This window comes from Priestia sp. 40, assembly GCF_049368575.1.
In the GTDB taxonomy this organism is placed as follows: domain Bacteria; phylum Bacillota; class Bacilli; order Bacillales; family Bacillaceae_H; genus Priestia; species Priestia zanthoxyli.
In genome coordinates this window covers 186,118-209,452 of the sequence record NZ_JBMPZA010000025.1, presented here as the reverse complement: position 1 = coordinate 209,452, position 23,335 = coordinate 186,118, and the positions used below count along the sequence as shown (strand labels likewise).

Genomic DNA, 23,335 nt, shown 5'->3' with positions numbered 1-23,335 from the left:
CTTTTCGTAAAATGATATGTTTCTACTTTACTCGCAAACGGGCTAAAAGGGAAATAAAACGGCTAGTTTCTCTAGGGAAAGAGAAGCTGGGAGGTTTACATAATATTAATGTTAACAGACCTGACACATTCATTGACCAACTTATTCCAAATTTTATATTCTAAACAGATATAAGAAATGAGGAGATGGTTGAATGAAAGATACGTGGAACGCATTTGTAGACAGTGACCTTTACGTACCTCCAACGGGAACGGGAATGTTAAATAACTTGAGTTTTGCGTTAAAAGACGTATTTGATGTACAAGGACATATATCAAGTGCAGGAAATCCGGATTGGCTCGCCACGCATCAGCCTGCAAGCGAACATGCAGACGTAGTAGCTGCTCTTTTAAAAGAAGGAGCTGCGCTAAAGGGAGTTACGCATACTGATGAGCTTATGTACGGATTAAATGGAGAAAACGCGCATTACGGAACACCGGTAAACCCAAAAAGCGCAGATCGAATTCCGGGAGGATCTTCGAGCGGCTCAGCGGTTGCTGTGGCAGCGGGAATAACTGATTTTGCAATTGGAACAGATACGGGAGGATCGGTTCGAATTCCGTCAAGCTACTGCGGTATTTTCGGTTATCGTCCTTCTCACGGACGCATTTCTACAAACGGTCTGATTCCACTGGCCCCAAGCTTTGATACAGTCGGTGTAATGGCCAGAGACGGCCACACCCTGCAAAGAGTTGGATCGGTTTTATTGAACTCAACGTCTCTTGTTAGCGGTTTTACACGGCTGTATGTACCAACAGACGTAATGGAACTTGTGGATGAACAAAGCATGCAGGCTCTCGCACCACCTATTAAGCACGTAATGAAGTCTTTTTCTACTACAGAAGAAATAGTAATTGCCCCTCAGGGTTTTTCTACATATATGGAAACCTTCCGTTTGCTGCAAGGAAAAGAAATCTGGCAAACGCACGGAGAATGGATTCAAAAAGAAAATCCAACGTTTGGAGACGATATCGGAAGCCGCTTTCAATGGGCGAGCACTCTTACCTTATTAAATATGAATTATATAGAAGAAAAGCGCCGTGAACTTCGCTATTTTATGTATTCACAGCTTGGAGAAGACGGAATATTAGTCCTTCCTACTGCTCCAGGACCCGCGCCTGTAAAAGATGCAAAAGGACTGGAGTTAGAAAACAGAAGATTGCGAACACTTCAAATGACGTGTATTGCCGGCCTAAGCGGACTTCCGCAAGTTACGATACCTGCAGGAGAACTAGACGGTTTGCCAATCGGCTTATCTTTTATTGCAGGATACAACCAAGATGAAAAATTATTAAATTGGGTAAAAGAAAACAGCGATCATATCATTCAAGCATCGGTAAGGAGCGTATCATGAAGTTAGTAAATATAATAGAGCAAGGGAAAGAACAAGCAGCTATTTTAGACAATGACAGCATTCTGCTTATAGAAGATATTAATGCTAAATATTTAACAAACTGGTCTACAACAATTTGGGATCTTATTCAATATAAAGAACTTCGCCACCTTGAAACATGGTACGCCCATAATAAATTTGGTATGAACAGCTCTTTTCCCGCACTGCACTTGCAGGGCAGAAAAACAGCTCCTATCATTAGTAACCCGTCAAAATTGTTAGGCATTGGATTTAATTATGCAGCTTCTGAAGAAAAACTAAAAGACTACGACCGTGCCATTGATCCAGTTAGTTTTCTAAAACCCGCAACCGCAATTATTGGACCAGATGACAGCATTCGTATTCCAAAGCAGTCCTATAAAACAACGGCTGAAGCGGAACTAGCGGTGGTAATCGGCGAAACGTGTAAGGATATAGAGCCAGATGAAGCCATAAACGTAATTGCTGGTTATACGTCAGCCATTGACGTAACCGCAGCTGATATTCATGCGGCGAATCATCGCTACTTAATGCGAGCAAAAAGCTTTGATACATTTTGTAGTATAGGCTCAGAATTTATCACAAAAGAAAGCATATCAAACGTGAAATCACTTCAAGTGCGCACGTTGCTAAATGGAGACATACAGCATGAAAATACAGTGTCTAATATGATTTACGACATCGCATACTGTGTTTCATTTTTCTCAAAAGTCATGACGCTGCATCCGGGAGATATCATCTTAACCGGAACACCGGGACCCGCTGTTATTGAAGACGGGGACTGTATTGAATGCCATATTGAAGGCATGCTTCCATTAAAAAATAAAGTAAAAGATATGAAGAAAGTGCCTCAGCAAATATAAAAAAAGAGGCTGTGACAAAAGTATGTTATTTGCAGTAAAATCCAAACTGTTAATCCAAATTATTAATTAATAGTTTGGATTTTTTCACTTTCATAGTGAAAGGAGCTTTCAACTGCTTAGTTGATTCTAGCGGTTGATTTAGTTTGTCTTAATTGCTTTTTAACGGAAACGAATATCTTCACACTCAGTTCACAATTAGTAGATATACTAATTAAAAGAGACAGCTGCGTTATCATATACTGAAAAATGAAATATTTACAAATGGAAAAGAAACGGGTACGATATCTGTAGCGACACTTAATAAAAAGGAGCTGACTGACAGTATGATTTTAGTCATCGGAGGAGCAGGCTATATCGGAAGCCACTTAGTAAAAGAATTAGTGAAAACAAATGAAGTTGTGGTACTTGATAATCTATCAACGGGTCATCGCTGGGCAATTGATGAGAAAGCGGTATTCGTAGAAGGAAATCTAGGTAATGAGAAAGATTTAGAAAGCGTATTCACAAATCATAAAATTGATGCTGTCATGCATTTTGCTGCTAATAGTTTAGTAGGGGAGTCAGTAACAGATCCTCTTAAATATTATCAAAATAACGTAGCTGCGACGTTAACCCTTTTACAAACGATGATGAAGCACAATGTGAAAAAGTTTATTTTTTCATCTACTGCTGCTACATACGGGATTCCTTCTGTAGATATTATTACAGAAGATACGGCAACAAACCCAATTAATCCGTACGGACGTTCAAAGTTAATGATCGAACAGATTTTAGCTGACTTTGCAAGTGCTTACGACATGGAATATGTTGTGCTTCGTTACTTCAACGCAGCGGGTGCTTACGAAACAGCAGAAATTGGCGAGTGCCATGATCCTGAAACGCACTTAATTCCAATCATTCTTCAGCACCTGCTCGGTGAACGTGAAAACATTTCTGTATTCGGCTCAGACTACGATACTGAAGACGGAACGTGCATCCGTGATTACATTCACGTAACGGACCTAGCAAACGCGCATATCTCAGCGCTTCAGGCACTGTTAGACGGTACGAAGAAAACAGCAACGTACAACCTTGGAAACGGTCTTGGCTACTCTGTAAAAGAAGTGATTGAAACGTGTGAAAAAGTAACGGGTAAAAAAGCGAATGTCGTAATGGCAGACCGCCGCGCTGGAGATCCGGCACGCTTGGTCGCATCTTCTGATAAAATTCATGCAGAATTAGGCTGGAAAGCGCAAATTTCATTAGAAAAAATCATCGCATCAGCTTGGAAATGGCATCAAAACAGCGCCAAAGTAACAAATTAACAAAAAGGCCTCTTTTTTCTTTGAAAGAGGCTTTTTTTGTTACGATTAAACTGATTTATGTTCTAAATAATCATTTTTAAAATCCAGTGTTTTAGCCCACAGACAAGCCTTCTTCTTTTCGGACATTTTCCCTAAACAAGCACGACTTTTGTTCTTTTCCATATGATGTAGGTAAATATACCATTCACAACTATCCCCGTTTATAAAATAGTCCGCAAGGAGGTTATGATATGTATTACTGTGTAAGATGCTCCAAATTTCATGACGAACAGGAAAAAGAAAACATCTTTCAAAATGGTTTTTACATTGATCCCTATTTGCTTCAAAAAGTTCATTTAGGCATGTGCGTACACAAATCCCCGTCAATCAAACAAATAAGAGCCGTAGAACGATTCGAAACGAAAAAGATATAGAATTCACATTCACCAATAAGAAGCTAGATCTAATCAGGTCTAGTTTTTTCAGTGAATAACAGCTTTCTTCAGCTATCTTTCATGTAATATTAAGAGAAATTTAAGACAAGCCCGCTATACTAGTTAGTAGACGTATACATAGGATATGGTACGTTAAGAAATTGAAAAAGCAGTCCGTTTTATAAACTAGAAAGGATGGCGTCAAATGATTTCTGAAAAACGATCACTTTTGTTGAAAGAACAAGCAAAGCTTCTCGCATTAAAAGAATATAAAGGCATTGTCAAATCCATATCGCTGAGTAAAATACTCACTCTTCCTATTTATACAGTAGACATCCTTACGTTAAACGGAGAAGAGCATAAAGTAAAAATTAATGCCCAAACCGGCAGTATTTTGAAAGAAAAAACGATTCCTTTAACTAAAAGCCGTGCAAAAGCATACGCGTTAAGACAGCATAAAGGTATTATCGAATCGATTGTTCTTGCTAACAAGCAATATGAAATTGTGATTCTTGGACTTGATGGAAAAACCCACAGCGTGAAAATTGACGCTGAAATTGATGTGCTGGCGCAAGGAGAGCGAAACATTCAGTAAATGGCCTATATTATGTAATCAACCTCACTTTTTTGAAAGTGGGGTTTTCTTTATTGAGAGAAATCATTAATAAAGGTAACAATGATAAAAAAAGAAGTGATTATTTCTTTAATAGAAAGGGTAAGTGATAGTAAAAAATAACCACTTCCTAATTATGGTTCTTTGATTCGTTCTGCTTATGACTCTCCCATTATAAGTATGATAGTATCGAACATGTATAAAACATAGGTTATAACATAACTAAAAGGGTGTGCGACAATGAAAAAACGTACGAAGACCATTATTGCAGTCATTGCAGGAGCTGCTATTTTAATAGGAGGAATATGGATGATAAACGAAAGCCGATACCCAAACGTCCCTGCTTTTGACGATCACTTTACGCGTGAATTCTTAAACAAAGATAAAAAAGTGGACGATGGGTTTTATGAATTTAAGTCGAAGACCGGGCAGTATACGATGTGGTTTCCGGAGGAGTATCAGTTGATTCATGAAAATAAAGAAGATTATTCTATCAACGGAAAGGATTATGAGCGATGGGTAGCTTCTTCGGAAAATTTCTTTAATAATAAAAACGAGATTTCATATATTAACGTGGAACTGGCAGATAAAGTTAAAAAAAATGAGGACATAAATGTAGAGAGTTTGTTTAAAAAAAATTTACACGTTAATATGCCAAAAAAGGTAGAAACAGCTAATGCCAGCATATATTACGATTCAGCATATACATATTTTAAAGGAACTGAGGAAAAAGTTATAAAGAACAATATTAAATATGTTCCAAATACATATGTAGCATATATCGCAGATAAAGATACGGATAGAGTAATCGAGCTCTACTACAAATATACAGGAGAAGAGTTAACAGAAAAACAAGGGGAGAAACAAGAAAAATTAATTGTGAAAATATTGCAAAGCGTAAATTTTCATGAGGAGAAATGATTATGAGTGAAAAGGCATTACTAAATAATAAACTACGAAATAGAATAACTCAGCTTGAGTATAAGGGGTTATCTGGAAGAGAAGATGAGATAAAGAAGATCTATAAAGAAGTTAAAGGAAAAAATCCTCCTAATTTTGAAATTTACACGAGCAAAGACATGGGGATAGGAAAAAAATCGGGGTTTGATGGTGCTGCTATCCATTTTTATGACAAAGAGAAGAAAGTAAATCAGGTTTATTATTTCATGAGAGGAACGGAACCAACCAAGGATTTTCCTGATGTTGTTTATGATGGTTTAGGTATTGGTGCTGGAAGCAACGATAATCAAATTGAAGATGCTCAAGAAATGTATAACAAGGTTGAGAAACATATTAATAAGAAACAGAATAAAAACTTAAACGTGAAAATTCAACACTATGGTGATGGTCATTCTTTAGGAGGAAACCTAATAGTTACATTAGGTTTAATCACGAAAGATTTTACAAATATTAGAGGGTTAAATGATGCTCCTGTAAATATTAAACAATTGAAAAGGGTAGATAAACAATTCTCTAACTATATAACGCAAATAAAAGGAAAGACTGAGGATATATCTACAAAAGAATTGTTAAAGTTAGCAAATACCTATTATGAAAAACAAAAAGCCACAATTAGCCATACTTGGGTAAAAGGTGAACCTATGCATGCGCAATCTTTCCCTGGCAGTTGGTATGCAGGTAATAAAGTAACCATGCTTGGAGATATGGATACAGAAGAAATGATTAATATTGGAGAATATCCTCTAAAAAGGTTAGCCAAATGGAACTTATTTTTAAAACTTGACGAAGTCAGATATAACTCTGGAGTATCCAATATAATTGGAGGATTATCTTTGGCAAACGCCCATGTAGACGACAGTGTTCTTCTCAATATTCCATCATATGTTGATGATGTTAAGGAAAAGCCGCTTAAGCATCTTCCTGGGATTGTGCTAGGAACAGAAGGCGCATTTTTCTTGACGAAACAGGCGATAAAAAGTCCTGGAGTTTTAGTGCAAGGGATTAAAGGAATATCTCAAAGAGATCAAGCAAAACTGCACGGAATTAATTACGTTGTCAAATACACAGAAGCTAATGCTATGAAGACATATTATCAGGTTTTTGATTCAGGATCTCAGGAAGAAATCTTGCTAGATTATGAACAAATGAAGAAGTTTGTTTATTACTGTGCTAATGCCATTAAAGACAAAGAGGCAAACTTAAATGCACTAAAGCAGTATTTACATAGTGAAATTAATGAAGTCTTCGAAGCTAAGAAGAAAAAGTTAAAAATGAAAATATCCAGAGAAGAAGCTTCTCCCCAGTCATTTATGGAAAAGGCAGATAAAGACGGCGCTACCCTCGCATGGTTTGGACAAAAGCGTGTGGCTGAAAAAGTGACGTTTGACAAAACGTTTGATCAGCTAGACGATAGTGTATTTACTCCTGTTGAAGAGATCATTTCTTCTATTCAAGAGGAAGTTACATACTATCAAAAGTTTCTTGAAGCGTTCTTTCAAAATTTCGAGAAGATGATGGAAGCAGACGAATCGGTAGCTTCAGATATTAAAAGCATGAAAGAAGTAGTAGGGGGGATTTAATTGTTTGATTTTGATTTTACACACACAGGAACAACGAGCGGTAAATACACGTTTGAATTTGATGGTGATGACTTCAAAGGCAAGCAGGCAAAAAGGATTAAAGAGTTAATCAAAAAGGATCAAGAAGTAAATGAAAAGCTTTGGCATGCTAAAAGCTATTTAGAAAACCAAACGGGTGAGTTTGCGGATGCGGTTAAAAGTAAATTAGAAGCAGCAGAGCGGGGATATACGCTAAGGGCTCAGCAGTATGATACTGGAGCATTTCAGCATATTATGAGTTTTATGCATTCTGTTAAAGATATGCATAAGAGAGAGTACGAAATTCGATATAGAGAATCAATGGATGAAAGTGAATTAACATAAGGGATACTTCTATTCCTCAGACAGTGGTCTGAGGGATTTTTATATGTTGAACAATTTACATTAAGTCCTATTTATTTCAAAAGAGTAATAAAGGGAGTGTAGGACAATGAAAAAACGTACGAAGACCCTTTCCGCAATCATTACAGGAGTTGCTATTTTAATAGGAGGAATATGGCTGATAAACGAAAGCCGCTACCCAAACGTCCCTGCTTTTGATAATCACTTTACGCGTGAATTCTTAAACAAAGATAAAAAAGTGGACGATGGGTTTTATGAGTTTAAGTCCAAGACAGGGCAGTATACGATGTGGTTTCCGGAGGAGTATCAGTTGTTACATGAAAATGAACAACAATATGTTAAAAGTGACGATTTTTACGAAAGGTGGAAAGCTTCATCAGTCAAGAAGCATAAAAAAGGAGATCAACTAAATTATTTACAAGTCGAACTATCAGAGAGTAATCCTGATGATGAATCTATTTACGTAGAGAGTCTATTTAAAGGTGAGTTTGGTGCAAATGATCCTGAAAAGTGGGAAACAGCTAATACCCGTATATATTTTGATGCAGCTTATCTTTATTTTAAAGGAACAGAAGAGCATGTCATCCATGATAAGAATAAATATGCTCCAAATACATACATAGGATACGTAGCAGATAAGTATTCTAATAAGGTAATTGAATTATGGTTTGATGACAGTTTAAATCATCAAACTAATAAGGGGCTTGAGAAAAGAGAGTGGTTTGTAGAAATATTAAATAGTATTCGTTTTAATCAAGAAAATAGCTCAACTTGAATACAAAGGCTTATTTGGTAAAGAAAAAGAAGTCAGAGAGATTTGTGAGTCTCAATAACTTTTAAAAAAGGTATGTCGAAGAAATAAGAACAGATATAACAATTCTAAACTATTCAATATATACAAAGTGAAGTTTGTTCTAAACAATAAAAAAGGATGAGCGACTATGAAGAATCGCATGAAGACTGTTATTGGAGTAATTGTAGGAGTCGCTATTTTAATAGGAGCAATATGGCTGATAAACGAAACACGCTACCCCAACGTGCCAGCTTTTGATGATCACTTCACGCGTAAGTTCTTGAATAAAGATAAAAAAGTGGACGACGGGTTTTATGAGTTTGAGTCAAAGACAGGACAGTATACGATGTGGTTTCCAGAAGAATTTGCAATAGCGAATGACGATGGTCAAGGCTATTCAAAGAACGGACAAAATTATGAAGATTGGAGAGCCTTATCGACTAAAAAATACAAAGGGGAGAATCTGATTAGTCAACTGAACTTGAAATTTTTTGAACGGAGTACCAATGATGAAGCTGTGTTTGTAGAGTCTACTTTTAAAAGAAGATTTCACGCCAATAAACCAAAGGTAATAGAAACGAAAGATAAAAAAATCTACTATGATAATGCCTATACTTACTTCAAGGGTACGGAGGAGAAAGTAATTGAGGATAAAAGTAGTTACATACCCAATACATATGTTGCCTACGTAGTTGATGAACATTCAAATAAGACAATTGAAATATCTTATGACTCTATAGGTAATAACTTATCAAAAAATGAAGGTAACAAAACAAATAAGCAATTTTTAAAAATGTTAAAAAGTATTCATTTTAGACCAGAAAACAACGGAGATGTCAGAGGATGAAGAAACGTACGAAGACTATTATTGCAACTATTGCAGGAACGGTTATTTTAACAGGAGCAATATGGCTAATAAACGAAAGCCGCTATCCAAATGCCCCAGCTTTTAATGATCACTTCACGCGTAAGTTCTTGAACAAAGATAAAAAAGTGGATGATGGTTTTTATGAGTTTAAGTCGAAGACCGGGCAGTATACGATGTGGTTTCCAGAGGAGTATCAGCTGTTGCATGAAAATGAACAGCAGTATGTTAAAGAAGGAAAGTTATATGAGCGTTATAGAGCTGTATCTAATAGCAATGAATTAGAATATATGACAGTTGAATTTTCAAACAAAATAAAAAAAAATGAATCTATTTACGTTGAAAGACTGTTTCAAGAGCAATTTAATTCAAATAAACCTTATAAAATAGAAACTAGAAATGTAAGTATTTATTATGATAAGGCCTATACTTATTTTAAAGGTACTCATAAGCAAGTAAATAGAGAAAAAGAGGGCTACGTACCTAATGAATATGTAGCCTATATAGCAGATAAACATTCTAATTCAGTTATTAAATTTTATTTTGATAACGTAAAAGCAGAATTAAACGAGAGGCAAGGAAGAGAGCAAGATAAGAGGATTATGAAAATCTTAAAAAGTGTTCAATTTGATGATTTTAAAGATACTAGCAATTAAAATCTTTTTTTGTGGAATAAGAGGGAATCAAAAAAATATATACTATCCAATTTATAATAAGTCCCGTTTATTTCAAAAGAATGAAGGGAGGGTATAACGATGAAAAAGCGTATAAAACTCATTACTGCAGTTATTGCAGGAACAGCTATTTTACTAGGATCCATATGGCTAATAAACGAAAGTCGCTACCCCAACGCCCCAGCTTTTGATGACCATTTTACGCGTAAGTTCTTGAATAAAGATAAAAAAGTGGACGGCGGGTTTTATGAGTTTAAGTCAAAGACAGGTCAGTATACGATGTGGTTTCCAGAGGAGTATCAAATTCTGCATGATGCTTCAGAGTATTACTCTGTAAATGGAAAATCATATGAAAATTGGTCTGCTTCATATAGGAAGATGGCTGGAAAAAACAAGTCAATATACTATATAAAAGCTGAATTTTTAAAGAATGATAAGAAATTTGAGCCTATTTATGTAAAGGGATTATTTGAAGAGCAATTAAAGAATAATAATCCTAAAGAAATAGAAACTTCACGTACTCGTATATATTATGACTATGCTTATGCATATTTCAAGGGAACTGAAAGGCATGTAGTACATAACAGTAAAGTTCATTTACCTAATACCTATACAGCTTATGTAGTAGATAAAAGTTCTAATAAGGTTATAGAATTTTCATACGACAGTATAGGTAAAGGTACAGAAACTAGCCAAGAAAAAAGGAAGTTATGGTTTTTGACAATATTAAAAAGTATTAATTTTAGCGAGGGTAAAAGTCGTGAGTGAATACCTTTATTAAGTAACGATATAAGAAACAAAATAACTCTGCTTTAGTACAGTGGATTATAGGGATGAAAGTGAATGAATATAAAACTGCTATTGCTCAGACAATGATTTGAGCAATTTTTATATGTTTAATAACTACAAATAGATGAGTAAGCAGTATGTAGCATACATAGCAGTAGATTTAAATAAAACTATTCAAATTACATTAAATGTGGTTTATTTCAACCAATGAAGGGAGTGTGTAACAATGAAAAAATGTACCAAGGCCATTATTGCAGTTATTGCAGGAGCCGTTATTTTAATAGGAGCCATATGGCTGATAAACGAAAGCAGCTACCCAAACGCCCCAGCTTTTGATGACCACTTTACACGTAAGTTCTTGAACAAAGATAAAAAAGTGGACGATGGTTTTTATGAGTTTAAGTCAAAGACCGGGCAGTATACGATGTGGTTTCCCGAGGAGTATCAAGTTTTACATAAATATCGCGAAGATTACACTAGAAATGGCGAATCATATGAAAATTGGTCAGCCTCTTATATTAAACCCTACGAAAATGATCAACAAACGTACGCTATCAAGGCTGAATTTTCCGAGAACGACACGAAATCAGAATTAATTTATGTAGAGAGTTTATTTAAAGAACAATTAGACAGTAAAAAACCTAAACAGTTAGAAACCTCTAATACAAGAATTTATTATGATTATGCCTATACATATTTTCGTGGTACTAACCAACATATAGTACATGACAGTAAAGAAAATCATCCCAACCTTTATGTGGCATATGTAGCAGATAAAAGCTCTGATAAGGTAATCGAATTAATATACGATAGTGTAGGGGAAAATACAGAAACAAATAAAATGGATAGAAAGAAATGGTTTTTAAAAATGTTGCAAAGTATTAAATTTGTTAAGGGAAATTAATTATAAGCAAAAGGTTTTTTTAGCATAAGCGCAACAAATCAAAATGCTAAAGACTATTCAATATATAAGGATTAAAGTTTGTTCCAAACGATAAAGTAGAGGGGACGCCGATGAAAAAATGTTCGAAATTTATCATGATAGTTATCACAGGAACAGTTATTTTAATAGGAGCCATATGGCTAATAAACGAAAGTCGCTACCCAAAGGTTCCAGCTTTTGATGACCACTTTACACGCAAGTTCTTAAACAAGGATAAAAAAGCGGATGATGGGTTTTATGAGTTTAAGTCAAAGACCGGGCAGTATACGATGTGGTTTCCAGAAGAGTATCAAGTTTTACATAAAAATAGAGAGGATTATGCTATCAATAATGATTCTTACGAGAGCTGGTGGGCTGTCTACAATGAAGAAGTTGAAGGTAAAACACAAGCGAATTATATAAAAACTGAGTTTTTAACCAGTAATCCTGCAGATGAGAGTATTCACGTTGAGGCTTTATTTAAAAGAAGATTTGGATTAAGTTTTCCTAATAAGATTGAAAACTCACAGACGAGGATTTACTACCAATCAGCTTATATTTATTTCAAAGGAACAGAAAAGCGTGTAATAGTAGATAAGAAGAAACATATTCCTAATACATACTTGGCATATATAGCAGATAAGCATTCTAATAAAATAGTACAGATTTCCTTCGATAGCAGCGATAAATATAAAAGCGGTGATGAAGACAAAAGACAAGAATGGTTTTTAAAAATGCTGAAAAATATTCGTTTTAATGAGGGGAAATAGTAGAGAATTTATAGAGAAGAAGAGGTAACAAGTTAGATGAAGAAAGTTATAGGATTTGCTTTAGCTGTTAGTATATTAGCTGTAGGTATAATGTTTTTTGGTAATGCTGTATATAGGCTATTATCGTTGATTTTCCAACTAGCATCTATTTATCAACATGAGCAATTTGTCTATGATTACAAGCCAACGATAACAGGTTATTGCGCTAAGTATATGATAAACGTAAATTTCACATATTAGGTGTTTCTAGCGGTTGATTGGAGGGCAAGGCGAAGACTCCTGCGGGAAAAGCGGAACAGGTGAGACCCCGCAGGAGCGTAAGCGACGAGGAGGCTCAGCGGCCGCCCGCGGAAAGCGAAGCCATGCACGGAAATCAACCGCGGTGTCCCAAGCAATCTATACTAGTCCCTTTATCTAATTTGCTCATCTTTAGATGGGGCTGAGTTGCTTATGTCTCAATCTCTTGTTTGAAACATCCTTTACAGCCTATCTATCAAAATCATAAAAGCCTCTAAAACACTTCTTTGTTGCTATCATAAGCCTCCAGCAAGTCCCAAAATACTAAATCGCCTAATGGAATATCTTACTTTTAATGGACAATTATCTGTTTTTAGGATATATTTTTATAAGTTTAGGTTATGGAAGAAATAGTATATTGAAAACGAAAGGTGATTAAACGAAAGAATGGATGCTCATGTTTTAAAGGAACTGACGTATGAAGACTTTCAGTTTGTATATCAGCCTATTTATGCGCTGGATTCGTGGGAGACGCTGGGTTTTGAGGCTTTGCTGCGCACAGCTTTCGCAAAAGGGCAAATTGAAGAGTTGTTTTCACTGGCAAGACGCCATAATTATTTGTACAAGCTTGATACGATGGCAATTGAAGGGGCTATAAAGAACTTTCCGTTTGAGGTATTGAAATCTGAGGATTTATTTATCAATGTGTTTCCCTCTACTCTTCTCCACCCGCATTTCCAACGGTTTTTAACATATCTGTTGAACACCTATAAAAATGCGAAACATCGTATTGTATGGGAGTTAAATGAAACGCTTCATGAAAAGATTTTATGGGAATCACCTGCTCTTTTTGCCCGAGTAATGAGTTTGAAAGAGGCCGGTTTCAAAATTGCGATTGCTGATTTTGGAGCAGGAGCCGCAGCGATGAGACAGGTGAGCATGTATGAGCCTCACTATATGAAATTGGACCGAAGCTATGCGGAAGGGCTAGCCGACTGCAAGCAAAAGAAAGATCTGATTGATTTGCTTGTTAACTATTATCCGCATACGAATCTTATTTTAGAAGGCGTTGAACGAGATAAAGATTTAGCTGCAGCGATTTCGTTAAACCTACATGCCGCGCAGGGCTATTTGCTGGGCATGCCGCAGTCGATCTCTTCCTACTTAACTTATAATAAGTACCGAAGTTTATTCAGACGAGAAAGGCTGCTGAACTCTTAAACCATACACTTCACTAAATAGATAATTTATCGTGATATAAAAGTGAGTAATTAGACCTATATGAAACATAGATGTCTTGAGTTTTTATAAAATTATGTGATTTTGTGCGATTGTTAAAATATTTTAAGGGATAAAGAAGACGTGTTGGTTTGGGAGAATGAGTGAATTGCATATCAAAACAAGACGTTTAGTGAAATTCCAAAGGCAGATGGAGGATATTTAGTATGTATAGTGAAGGGGTATTCCAATTTTATTTTATGAATATGCCGCAGCCTGTTATTTTAATTCAGCAAGAAAAACATCAGCTATATTATAAAGAATGTAACAAAGCAGCTCAGCAATTCTTTGACAAAATGGAAGACAAGATAATCAATAAAGAAGAAAATCTGCTTTTTTACACACTTTGTGAAAAAGCCATTGCCACGAAAGAACCGATTCAATATCAATACATACAGCTTTTTCAGCCCGACCGGCATGCATATGAAGTAACTTTTACCCCTTTATTTAATCAATTGACAAACCCTTCACATGTCCTTGTCATGGCTCAAGAAATTCATTATAAAAAAACACAGGAAGAGAGCACGCGCTTGCTCGATGCATTTCTAGAAAACACGGTAGACGCCATTCTAATTGCTGATTGTGATGAGAAGGTCTTAACAGTCAATGGAGCATTTGAAAAGCTATTTCAGTGGAGAAAAGAAGAAGTTATAGGAAAAAGCCGTCAAGAGATGAACATCGTGTCAAAGAAAGAGGAACAAGAAAACCTTAAATTAATAGCAGAATTAAAAAATGGTAAGACGCTGTCTCCTTATGAAACAGTCAGGTATACAAAAAGCGGCGAAAGCGTGTGTGTATCTGTCAGCTGTTCACCGATTTATGACTATCAAAATCAACTGGTCGCCTATTCAGTGATTTACCGAGATATTACAGCTATTAAAAGATTAGAATTAGAGCTCATAAAAAGCAAACAGTGGTACAAATCGCTATTTACAAACCACCACCACGCAGTTTGTATGCTGAATTTGGACGGTACGATTTTAAATATTAACAGCGCATTCTTAGAAACGCTGCAGCTTTCTGCAAGCGATGTGCTGCACCAAAATTACCGAGATGTTGCTAAAAGACTGGGAGCCTGTAATTACAAACGTTGGAATGTATATGAAGAAATTAGCTATAGTACAGAGCTAACATTCCGCAGAAGCCAACATTCTATACAACATGTGTATATTACAACGATTCCTGTCAAAGTAAATAATCAAACGGTTGGCGCCTATGCAATCTTACACGATATTACGCCTCAAAAAGAAGCAGAAGAACAGCTGGCGTATACGCTGAAAGAACTTGAAAATATAAAATATGCGCTTGATGAATCAGCTAGCGTTATGATTATAAATGCAAGTGGAACTATTACCTATGTAAATGATATGTATGTACAGTATTCAGGTTACGAAAAAGAAGATTTAGTAGGGAAGTATTATCGAGATGCAGGGCTTAATCATGATCATCATGAGCTGCTTGAAACAATAAAAAGCGGAAAAGTATGGCGAGGACAGCTTGAAATGGGGACGAAGCATCATCAGTCATACTGGGTATCGAAAACAATTGTGCCGTTAAAAGATATAGACGGAAATATTACTCATTATGTATCCATTCATAATGATATTACTGAACAAAAAGCGCTAGAAAATAAACTTCATTTTGAAGCCACTCACGATAGTTTAACAGGTCTTCCCAACCGGGCGATGTTATTAAAAGAGTTAAACAAAGTAATTGAAAAAGGGCAGCAAAAAAACGATGAGTTTTTTGCGCTTTTGTTTCTTGACTGTGATAATTTTAAGCAGATTAACGATGAATATGGCCATCATATAGGCGACGAATTTCTAAAAGCATACACGAAGAGATTAAAGAGCTGTGTGAGGAAAGGCGATCGTATTTATCGTTTGGGCGGAGACGAGTTTATCATTATTTTAAACGTAACAAATGGACGAGAAATTGAACAAATTGCTAGGCGAATTCACGTATCCCTTCAGCAAAGCTGGAATGTACGGGGCTATTGTTTGTGCACAACAACTACCATCGGCGTCTCTATCTATCCAGAAGACGGGGAATCGGCTGCTTCATTATTAAAAAATGCAGATGATGCGTTATATAAAGGAAAAAGAGAAGGGAAAAATAATTATATCCTCTACCAAACATAAAAAAAGCCTCACTGGAGGCTTTTTTATTTTATCCATGTTTTTGCCCACTTGCTCACGGGTCCTAAGATCATACCAAGCTCTGATCCTTTTTTAGTTAAGATATATTCAATACGAACCGGACGTTCAGGAATAACGTGCCGGATTACAATTCCTTCTTCTTCTAACTCTTTCATTCGTTCGGTTAACATTCGTTTACTTAAAGAGGGAATGCTGCTGTGAATTTCACTAAAGCGTTTAGGACCGCTCATCAGGACATAAATAATTAACCCGTTCCATCTTTTTCCTATTATATCAAACGTTTTCCACACTTTTGGACATAACTCATCAAATTCATTCATCAATGCCACCTACTTTATCGTATATAGGATATTAAAAGTAACCCTTATAATGTTATTATATACTAGCATTTGGATAATGAAAAGGCTATCTTTTTTTATTTTCAAAACTTTCAGTAGCTTGGAAACGCTGTATTGTAAAGTTTTAAAAAAAAGTCACAGAATCGACATATTATTATTGACGTATCAAGAAAAAAGGTCTAAGATTGGTTACATAAAGTTACCTAGTTAAATAAAAGGTACTTTAAATTTACAATTACATCAAGAGTTTGAGAAAGAAGGTTAGTATCAAATGGATATCCTTTTGGCTATTCTTCCTGCAATTTTCTGGGGAAGTATTGTCCTGTTCAACGTTAAATTGGGCGGAGGTCCTTACAGTCAAACGCTTGGGACTACAATTGGTGCGCTGATCTTTTCAGCCGTTATTTATTTCGTAGTTCATCCAGTGTTGACGCCGCTTATTTTTATTGTCGGAATCGTTTCAGGATTATTTTGGGCAGTTGGGCAAAGTAATCAGTTGAAAACGATTGATTATATTGGTGTTTCAAAAACCATGCCAATTTCAACTGGTATGCAGCTTGTGACAACATCACTATTTGGTGTTATCGTGTTTCACGAGTGGTCAACAACAACAACCGTTATTTTAGGCGTGTTAGCTCTTATTTTCATTGTTATTGGTATCGTGCTAACATCACTAGAAAGCGAAAAAAACCCAGAGCAATCTGGACAATTCAAAAAAGGGATCATTACCCTTATTGTTTCAACAATTGGATACTTAGTGTATGTAGTTGTCGCTCGTTTATTTAATGTAGACGGCTGGTCGGCACTATTCCCACAAGCAATTGGTATGTTAATTGGTGGACTTATACTTACTTATAAACACAAACCGTTTAATAAATACGCAATTCGCAACATTATTCCAGGGCTGATTTGGGCAGCTGGTAATATGTTCTTATTTATTTCTCAACCTAAAGTAGGGGTTGCAACAAGCTTCTCATTATCACAAATGGGAATCGTTATTTCAACGCTTGGCGGTATCTTCTTACTTGGAGAAAAGAAAACAAAGCGTCAGCTTATTTCAATTACGATTGGTATTGTGCTCATCATTTTAGGTGGCGTATTCCTCGGAATGGCTAAAAGTTAACGTTTACGTAAAAGTTAATGATAGTATGTATGAATAAATGAAAACACTAGGAGGATTTTATTATGTATACAGATTTAAAAGATAAAGTAGTTGTAATTACAGGTGGATCAACAGGTTTAGGACGTGCAATGGCTGTTCGTTTCGGTCAAGAAGAAGCAAAAGTTGTTATTAACTATTACAACAATGAAGAAGAAGCTTTAGATGCGAAAAAAGAAGTAGAAGAAGCAGGCGGACAAGCAATCATCGTTCAAGGCGACGTAACAAAAGAAGAAGACGTTGTAAATCTTGTTCAAACAGCTATTAAAGAATTCGGTACATTAGACGTTATGATTAACAACGCTGGTGTTGAAAACCCAGTTCCTTCTCATGAGCTATCTTTAGATAACTGGAACAAAGTTATTGATACAAACTTAACAGGTGCATTCTTAGGAAGCCGTGAAGCAATTAAATATTTCGTTGAAAACGACATTAAAGGAAACGTTATTAACATGTCTAGTGTTCACGAAATGATTCCTTGGCCATTATTTGTTCACTACGCAGCAAGTAAAGGCGGTATGAAACTAATGACGGAAACATTGGCTCTTGAATATGCACCAAAAGGTATCCGCGTAAATAACATTGGACCAGGTGCGATGAACACACCAATCAACGCAGAGAAATTTGCAGATCCTGTACAACGTGCGGACGTAGAAAGCATGATTCCAATGGGTTACATCGGTAAACCAGAAGAAGTAGCATCAGTTGCAGCATTCTTAGCATCATCACAAGCAAGCTATGTAACAGGTATTACATTATTTGCTGATGGCGGTATGACGAAATACCCTTCTTTCCAAGCAGGAAGAGGCTAATAGTTTTTAATCGATGTAGAAAAAAGAGACATGGCAAAATCGGCCATGTCTCTTTTTTCTATACCTAAGCGAATGCCACCCCCCTTGCGGGGTTGGTGGCATTCGCCTAGGTAAAACCTTTTAAGAACTTTTTAAAACCTTTTTAGGAAGATTCAAGGGAGCTTTTTATGCCTCCCTTATAAGTTTTTTATATTAGCCAGCCATTTTCTTATCAGACGAGGGCTGGTTTTTGTCTTTTAGTTTGCTGAAGATAAAGGCAAGAATTGAGCCTGAGATGTTGTGCCAGACGCTGAAGATGGCGCTTGGGACAGCGGCTAGTGGCGAAAAGTGAGTGGAAGCAATGGTAACGCCGAGCCCTGAGTTTTGCATGCCCACTTCCATTGCGACCGCTTTTTGTTTGGCTAGGTCCATTCCGCATAAGCGGGCAAAGAAGAAACCGATTGTGAAACCAAGAATGTTGTGAAGCACGACTACGGCAAAAATGATACCGCCCGTTTTAGCAAGCTGCGCTTGGCTTCCTGCCACAACGGCAGATACAATCAAAACAATTGCGACTACTGAAACAAGGGGAAGAGCTTTGGAACTTGCTTCTGCAGCTTTTCCAAAAAACTTTTTGATCGTAAATCCAAGAGCAAGCGGAATGATGACAACTTGTATAATGGAAATAATAAGAGACATGATATCAATATCGACCCACTTGCTTGCAAATAATAAAATGAGAAGCGGTGTAACGATCGGTGCTAAAATGGTTGAAACAGAAGCGATGGCAACTGCGAGCGCAACGTTTCCTCGAGCCAAAAAGACCATTACGTTTGATGATGTGCCGCTTGGACAACAGCCTACTAAAATAACGCCCACTGCTATTTCTTTTGGTAAATCTAAGCCAATCGCCAAACCGAATGCGAGAAGCGGCATAATGATAAAATGTCCTACCACGCCTAGTGCTACTTCTTTCGGTCTTCGAAATACTTCACTGAAATCAGACGCTGAGAGCGTTAATCCCATTCCAAACATGACAATTCCTAAAAGCGGAACGATATACTTTCCAATCCATACAAAGTGCTCTGGGAATGAGTAGGCAATAACGGAAATTAAAATAACCCAAAGCGTAAATGTTTTTCCTGCAAATGTACTGATTTTCTCTATTGTTTTCATCTGTACGATACCTCCTGCGAACTATAAGAAAAGATTATACTATTTATTCAGAAAAATGAAAACAGTATTTTTGTAAAATAGTACAGAATATTTTATCTTTTGGAGATTATTTCAGTTTAAATGCAAGCATTCCTTCATTTAATACACATAATATGTGGTAATATAAAGAAGTTAGTTTTAGAAAGTCGGAGGAGTTTAGTCATGAAATTTATCTATATTTTGTCTGTCCTTCCGTTCGTAGGCATATTAGGGTTTCTTCCTTTTGTTAATCGAGTGACTCCGTTTGTTCTCGGTATGCCGTTCAATATGTTTTGGATGGTGATATGGGTGGTGCTTACGTCCATTATTTTAGGGGTTATGTACAAGCTTGATCCCAGAAATCGGGAAGGGGAAGAAGAATGAATAGTGCACTTATTATTATTTTACTATTTTTAGTGGCAGCTATTTTTCTTGGCATACGATCAACCAAAGGCAAGGATATGAACTTGGAGCAGTGGACGGTAGGCGGACGCGGTTTCGGGGCTATTTTAGTTTTTGTGCTGATGGCCGGAGAAATCTATACAACGTTTTCGTTTTTAGGCGGAAGCGGATGGGCTTATGGAAAAGGAGCTCCTGCACTTTATGTCTTAATTTATATTAGCTTATCATATGTCTTATCATACTGGCTTCTTCCTGTTATTTGGAAGTATGCAAAAGATCATAAGCTCGTCTCGCAGCCTGATTTTTTTGTAAGCAAATATAAAAGCCCTTACCTTGGTGTGCTTGTAGCTGCTGTAGGAGTGATTGCGGTCATTCCTGTTATTGTTGTGCAGTTAAAAGGATTGGGGATTATTGTATCACAAGCATCATACGGCGCCATTTCAATGCCGGCAGCCATTTGGATGGGAGCTATCAGTTTAACGCTGTATGTGATGATATCTGGTATCCACGGTTCTGCATGGACGGCTGTTATTAAAGACATTATGATGCTTGCTGTGATCGGATTTTTAGGTATTTATTTACCTTTTCATTATTACGGAGGATACGGTCCAATGTTTGAAGCGGTGAATACAGCGAAGCCGGGGTTTTTAAAGTTTCCTGAGCAAGGATTAAGCGTCTCATGGTTTATTTCGACCGTTATTTTACTAGTACTTGGTTTTTATATGTGGCCGCAGGTGTTTAGTTCAAGCTATACAGCAAAAAATGCAAAGGTATTTCGTAAAAATGCAATCATTAGTCCTCTTTATACGCTAATGCTGCTCTTTGTATTTTTTGTTGGATTTGCAGCTATTTTAAAAGTTCCTGGTTTAAGCGGAGGGGACGTGGATCTTGCGCTATTACGGATCTCAATCCAAACCTTTGATCCTTGGTTTATTGGAATTATAGGAGGAGCAGGTTTGCTGACAGCGCTTGTGCCGGGATCGATGCTGTTAATGAGCGCGTCAACGCTGCTGGCGAAAAACATTTACAAACCGTTTGCTCCTCAAGCAAGCGAAGCGCGTATTGCTCTTTTAGCGAAAAGCTTTGTACCGGTCGTGGCCCTTATTTCCGTTTACTTTACGCTAAACGGAGGAACGACGCTGTCAACAATTATTTTAATGGGCTACAGTCTAATGACACAGCTGTTTCCATCTCTGCTTTTCAGTTTGAAGAAAAATAACTTTGTAACGAAACAAGGAGCAGCGTGGGGGATTGTTGCTGGAATTATTGTAGTAGCCTATATTACAATCAGCGGATCTACTATTGGTACGTTGTTCCCGTCACTGCCTCAGCAAATGAAAGATATCAACGTCGGATTTATTGCGCTGCTTGTCAACTTTATCGTAATGTGGGGAGTCAGTATGCTCACAAAGCAAAACGAGGCTGGGACAAAAGTATGTTAGACGAAGTGAAAAACGAACCATTGATCAACACGTTTGATTAGTGGTTCGTTTTTTTTTTCAGCTCATGTCTCCCGTTTGTTCGTTTTTATAGTAGATTCATCTCATTATGCCTCAGCCTCGTTTTTTCTAATCAAACAGCAAAGAGCCAAAGGAATAGGATCATCCTTTGGCTCTTTACGTGGCTTTTAACCGATAATTTGTAAAATTTCCTACATCAACTGATTTACGCTAAAGCGGGAACTCGGTCGTTATAGTAAATAACTTCCGATAGGATCTTACACCCTTTAATCTCCTGAAATGTCTTTTTCGCCTCTACCTCTGATTCAAATTCAAACATAGTCGGACTTTGGTTTTTCGAGTAAACGGTAATGATCCACATTGTAAAATAAGCTCCCCCTATAAAATAATAGTTTTCCTTTTTAGTGTAGCTATCAGGTGATGTAATAATAATTGAATAGTTGTGATACAGCCTCACATTTTAAAAGGTACTTCTACTATACAACAAAAATTACAAAATAAAACAAGAAAATCTAAAAAACTACAAAGAATAATGAAAGAGAATAAATAATCGTTTATATATGGGCTATATTTATAAATGGAAGTGGGAGTGTAAAAAATATAGGAAAGAGCGATTGTCTTTTAGATTGCTAAACTATATACTTATGTTCAAAAAGTGCAGGACGTGAACAATGAAAGTTGATACGGTAGTAAAAAAAGATGTTTTCCTCATTTTGGTGATGATAGTTGTTGTGCCGCTAGCAGGAGAGCTCAAATATTATCCTTTTCATGATACGTATAGAGTTAGCTTTGCTGTGCCCATTTTTTTCTTTTCACTGCTGCTTTTAAGAAAGGTATCTCCTGTCATACCAGGTATTTTAGTTGCTAGTGCTATAGTGGCCTTTCGGATGTACCTTGATTGGTATAATTACGAATCATTTGATTTTCTGCATTCTTTGCAGATCCGGTGCTCAGCAGGGATTTATTATCTTGTTTATGCGATTGCTTTTTCTTGGTTTAAGATTAACGATTTTCATTCAAAGCCGTGGATTATTGGCATATGGAGCATCATCATCGAAACGGTTTCGGGCGGCATGGAACTGCTTTGTATGTATGTGATGGTTCATCATCATATTATGTTTCCAGAGTTCATGCAAATTTTTATTGTAGGGGTCTTTCGAAGTTTCTTTGTTTTATGCCTGTTTAGCATGATCAAACTCTACGAAGGGCAGCTCAGAGAACGGCAAATCTCTCAAAAAAATGATCAGCTGCTTGTTGTGCTTTCAAATTTGTATGAAGAATCCATTCATTTGAAAAAAACGCTGCAAGACGCTGAGAGAATTACGAAAAAGTCGTATGATTTATATGAAGAATTACACGAAGCGGATATCCACCAGCTTACTTCGCTGCACGAATTTAGCCAAAAAGCATTACAAATTGCAGGAGAAGTACATGATATTAAAAAAGACAATCAGCGGATATCAGCAGGACTGTCCAAGGTCATTACAAAAGAAGAATTTTCTGAGTATATGGAAATCGAAAGTCTGCTTCAAATCGTCATGCGCAGCAATGAAAAATATGCAGCGCTGTTAGCAAAAGATATTCATTTTTCACATTCGATTCTAGGAGAGCACCCTCGCTATCACGTGTACTTGTTTTTATCATTAATTAATAACCTAGTAACGAATGCAGTCGAAGCGATTGAAAAAGAAGGCACCATTATTATCGACGTATGCCGAGAAGAAGACCGCATTTTATTGTATGTAAGAGACAGCGGTCCCGGCGTGAAAAAAAGGCATGAACGTCTCATTTTTAAAGCGGGATTTACATCCAAATATGCAAAGGACGGGACGCCTTCTACAGGTCTTGGGCTTGTCTACGTTAAGCAAATGACCGAGCAGCTGGGCGGGAGTATTCAATTTATTAATCTGTCTCCAAGCCCCGGTGTTCAATTTACTATAGATTTACCTATGTCTACGTTAATGGGGGATAAGGACTAA

The 23,335-nt window shown here is 36.7% G+C and carries 25 protein-coding genes; 22 read left to right on the top strand and 3 right to left on the bottom strand.

The window, feature by feature from the left end:
* Positions 1–193 precede the first annotated feature (193 nt).
* From ACO1DI_RS25725 to ACO1DI_RS25645, 17 genes are all read left to right on the top strand, one after another.
* Complete coding sequence (locus ACO1DI_RS25725) at positions 194–1,393, top strand: amidase (RefSeq protein ID WP_423145728.1); 1,200 nt, start codon at positions 194–196, stop codon at positions 1,391–1,393.
* The gene (locus tag ACO1DI_RS25720; RefSeq protein WP_221780566.1) at positions 1,390–2,274 is read left to right on the top strand and encodes a fumarylacetoacetate hydrolase family protein; all 885 of its coding nucleotides are present in this window, start codon (positions 1,390–1,392) and stop codon (positions 2,272–2,274) included. Before ACO1DI_RS25725 ends, ACO1DI_RS25720 begins: the two co-directional genes overlap by 4 nt.
* 323 nt (positions 2,275–2,597) lie before the next feature.
* Positions 2,598–3,578 carry a UDP-glucose 4-epimerase GalE gene (gene galE, locus ACO1DI_RS25715; RefSeq protein WP_098333748.1) on the top strand — a complete coding sequence of 327 codons (981 nt, stop codon included), beginning with the start codon at positions 2,598–2,600 and terminating at the stop codon, positions 3,576–3,578.
* Positions 3,579–3,808: 230 nt separating this feature from the next.
* Positions 3,809–3,991 (top strand): DUF3973 domain-containing protein, encoded by a 183-nt coding sequence (locus tag ACO1DI_RS25710; protein ID WP_116741388.1) that lies wholly within the window; start codon positions 3,809–3,811, stop codon positions 3,989–3,991.
* Between the two features lie 205 nt (positions 3,992–4,196).
* On the top strand, positions 4,197–4,586 hold the full coding sequence (locus ACO1DI_RS25705) for a PepSY domain-containing protein (RefSeq protein WP_116741390.1): 390 nt from the start codon (positions 4,197–4,199) through the stop codon (positions 4,584–4,586).
* Between the two features lie 258 nt (positions 4,587–4,844).
* Positions 4,845–5,525, top strand: coding sequence for a hypothetical protein (locus ACO1DI_RS25700; protein ID WP_116741392.1), 681 nt, complete (start codon positions 4,845–4,847; stop codon positions 5,523–5,525).
* A 2-nt stretch (positions 5,526–5,527) separates the two neighbouring features.
* On the top strand, positions 5,528–7,144 hold the full coding sequence (locus tag ACO1DI_RS25695; protein WP_116741394.1) for a DUF6792 domain-containing protein: 1,617 nt from the start codon (positions 5,528–5,530) through the stop codon (positions 7,142–7,144).
* Positions 7,145–7,507, top strand: a complete 363-nt coding sequence (locus tag ACO1DI_RS25690; RefSeq protein WP_116741396.1) for a hypothetical protein — start codon at positions 7,145–7,147, stop codon at positions 7,505–7,507. It begins immediately after the preceding gene.
* Between the two features lie 106 nt (positions 7,508–7,613).
* A complete protein-coding gene (locus ACO1DI_RS25685) occupies positions 7,614–8,300 on the top strand; it encodes a hypothetical protein (protein WP_423145727.1) in 687 nt (228 codons plus the stop codon).
* Between the two features lie 166 nt (positions 8,301–8,466).
* Complete coding sequence (locus ACO1DI_RS25680) at positions 8,467–9,165, top strand: hypothetical protein (protein WP_423145726.1); 699 nt, start codon at positions 8,467–8,469, stop codon at positions 9,163–9,165.
* Entirely contained in the window at positions 9,162–9,839 is a 678-nt protein-coding gene (locus tag ACO1DI_RS25675) for a hypothetical protein (RefSeq protein WP_116741404.1), read from the top strand. Before ACO1DI_RS25680 ends, ACO1DI_RS25675 begins: the two co-directional genes overlap by 4 nt.
* A gap of 99 nt (positions 9,840–9,938) precedes the next feature.
* Positions 9,939–10,625 (top strand): hypothetical protein, encoded by a 687-nt coding sequence (locus ACO1DI_RS25670; protein ID WP_423145725.1) that lies wholly within the window; start codon positions 9,939–9,941, stop codon positions 10,623–10,625.
* A 247-nt stretch (positions 10,626–10,872) separates the two neighbouring features.
* Positions 10,873–11,550: a hypothetical protein gene (locus ACO1DI_RS25665; RefSeq protein ID WP_155017029.1), complete on the top strand. Its 678-nt coding sequence runs from the start codon at positions 10,873–10,875 to the stop codon at positions 11,548–11,550.
* 110 nt (positions 11,551–11,660) lie between these two features.
* Positions 11,661–12,338 carry a hypothetical protein gene (locus ACO1DI_RS25660; protein ID WP_116741410.1) on the top strand — a complete coding sequence of 226 codons (678 nt, stop codon included), beginning with the start codon at positions 11,661–11,663 and terminating at the stop codon, positions 12,336–12,338.
* 253 nt (positions 12,339–12,591) lie between these two features.
* Positions 12,592–12,756 (top strand): hypothetical protein, encoded by a 165-nt coding sequence (locus ACO1DI_RS25655; protein WP_223260278.1) that lies wholly within the window; start codon positions 12,592–12,594, stop codon positions 12,754–12,756.
* 266 nt (positions 12,757–13,022) lie between these two features.
* Entirely contained in the window at positions 13,023–13,796 is a 774-nt protein-coding gene (locus ACO1DI_RS25650) for an EAL domain-containing protein (RefSeq protein WP_226556032.1), read from the top strand.
* A 224-nt stretch (positions 13,797–14,020) separates the two neighbouring features.
* Positions 14,021–15,994, top strand: coding sequence for a diguanylate cyclase domain-containing protein (locus ACO1DI_RS25645; protein ID WP_423145724.1), 1,974 nt, complete (start codon positions 14,021–14,023; stop codon positions 15,992–15,994).
* A 23-nt stretch (positions 15,995–16,017) separates the two neighbouring features.
* On the opposite strand, the gene ACO1DI_RS25640 is transcribed toward ACO1DI_RS25645, so the two are convergent.
* The gene (locus ACO1DI_RS25640) at positions 16,018–16,332 is read right to left on the bottom strand and encodes a winged helix-turn-helix transcriptional regulator (RefSeq protein WP_013055757.1); all 315 of its coding nucleotides are present in this window, start codon (positions 16,330–16,332) and stop codon (positions 16,018–16,020) included.
* Positions 16,333–16,621: 289 nt separating this feature from the next.
* On the opposite strand from ACO1DI_RS25640, the gene ACO1DI_RS25635 reads away from it, so the two are divergent.
* Both ACO1DI_RS25635 and gdh read left to right on the top strand, forming a co-directional pair.
* On the top strand, positions 16,622–17,473 hold the full coding sequence (locus tag ACO1DI_RS25635) for a GRP family sugar transporter (protein WP_028412283.1): 852 nt from the start codon (positions 16,622–16,624) through the stop codon (positions 17,471–17,473).
* 62 nt (positions 17,474–17,535) lie between these two features.
* Positions 17,536–18,321 (top strand): glucose 1-dehydrogenase, encoded by a 786-nt coding sequence (gene gdh / locus ACO1DI_RS25630; protein ID WP_014461262.1) that lies wholly within the window; start codon positions 17,536–17,538, stop codon positions 18,319–18,321.
* A gap of 192 nt (positions 18,322–18,513) precedes the next feature.
* Here the strand turns inward: gdh and ACO1DI_RS25625 are convergent, their stop codons facing one another.
* Complete coding sequence (locus ACO1DI_RS25625) at positions 18,514–19,476, bottom strand: bile acid:sodium symporter family protein (protein WP_116741417.1); 963 nt, start codon at positions 19,474–19,476, stop codon at positions 18,514–18,516.
* A gap of 201 nt (positions 19,477–19,677) precedes the next feature.
* Here ACO1DI_RS25625 and ACO1DI_RS25620 point away from each other — a divergent pair, with 201 nt between their 5' ends.
* Positions 19,678–19,878: a DUF3311 domain-containing protein gene (locus ACO1DI_RS25620; protein ID WP_013055761.1), complete on the top strand. Its 201-nt coding sequence runs from the start codon at positions 19,678–19,680 to the stop codon at positions 19,876–19,878.
* Positions 19,875–21,338 (top strand): sodium:solute symporter family protein, encoded by a 1,464-nt coding sequence (locus ACO1DI_RS25615; protein ID WP_423145723.1) that lies wholly within the window; start codon positions 19,875–19,877, stop codon positions 21,336–21,338. The genes ACO1DI_RS25620 and ACO1DI_RS25615 overlap by 4 nt, the downstream gene beginning before the upstream one ends.
* Before the next feature lie 223 nt (positions 21,339–21,561).
* Here ACO1DI_RS25615 and ACO1DI_RS25610 read toward each other — a convergent pair whose 3' ends face one another.
* Positions 21,562–21,813 carry a hypothetical protein gene (locus tag ACO1DI_RS25610; RefSeq protein WP_141425878.1) on the bottom strand — a complete coding sequence of 84 codons (252 nt, stop codon included), beginning with the start codon at positions 21,811–21,813 and terminating at the stop codon, positions 21,562–21,564.
* Between the two features lie 214 nt (positions 21,814–22,027).
* Between ACO1DI_RS25610 and ACO1DI_RS25605 the strand changes: the two genes are divergently transcribed.
* Positions 22,028–23,335 carry a sensor histidine kinase gene (locus tag ACO1DI_RS25605; protein WP_115653218.1) on the top strand — a complete coding sequence of 436 codons (1,308 nt, stop codon included), beginning with the start codon at positions 22,028–22,030 and terminating at the stop codon, positions 23,333–23,335.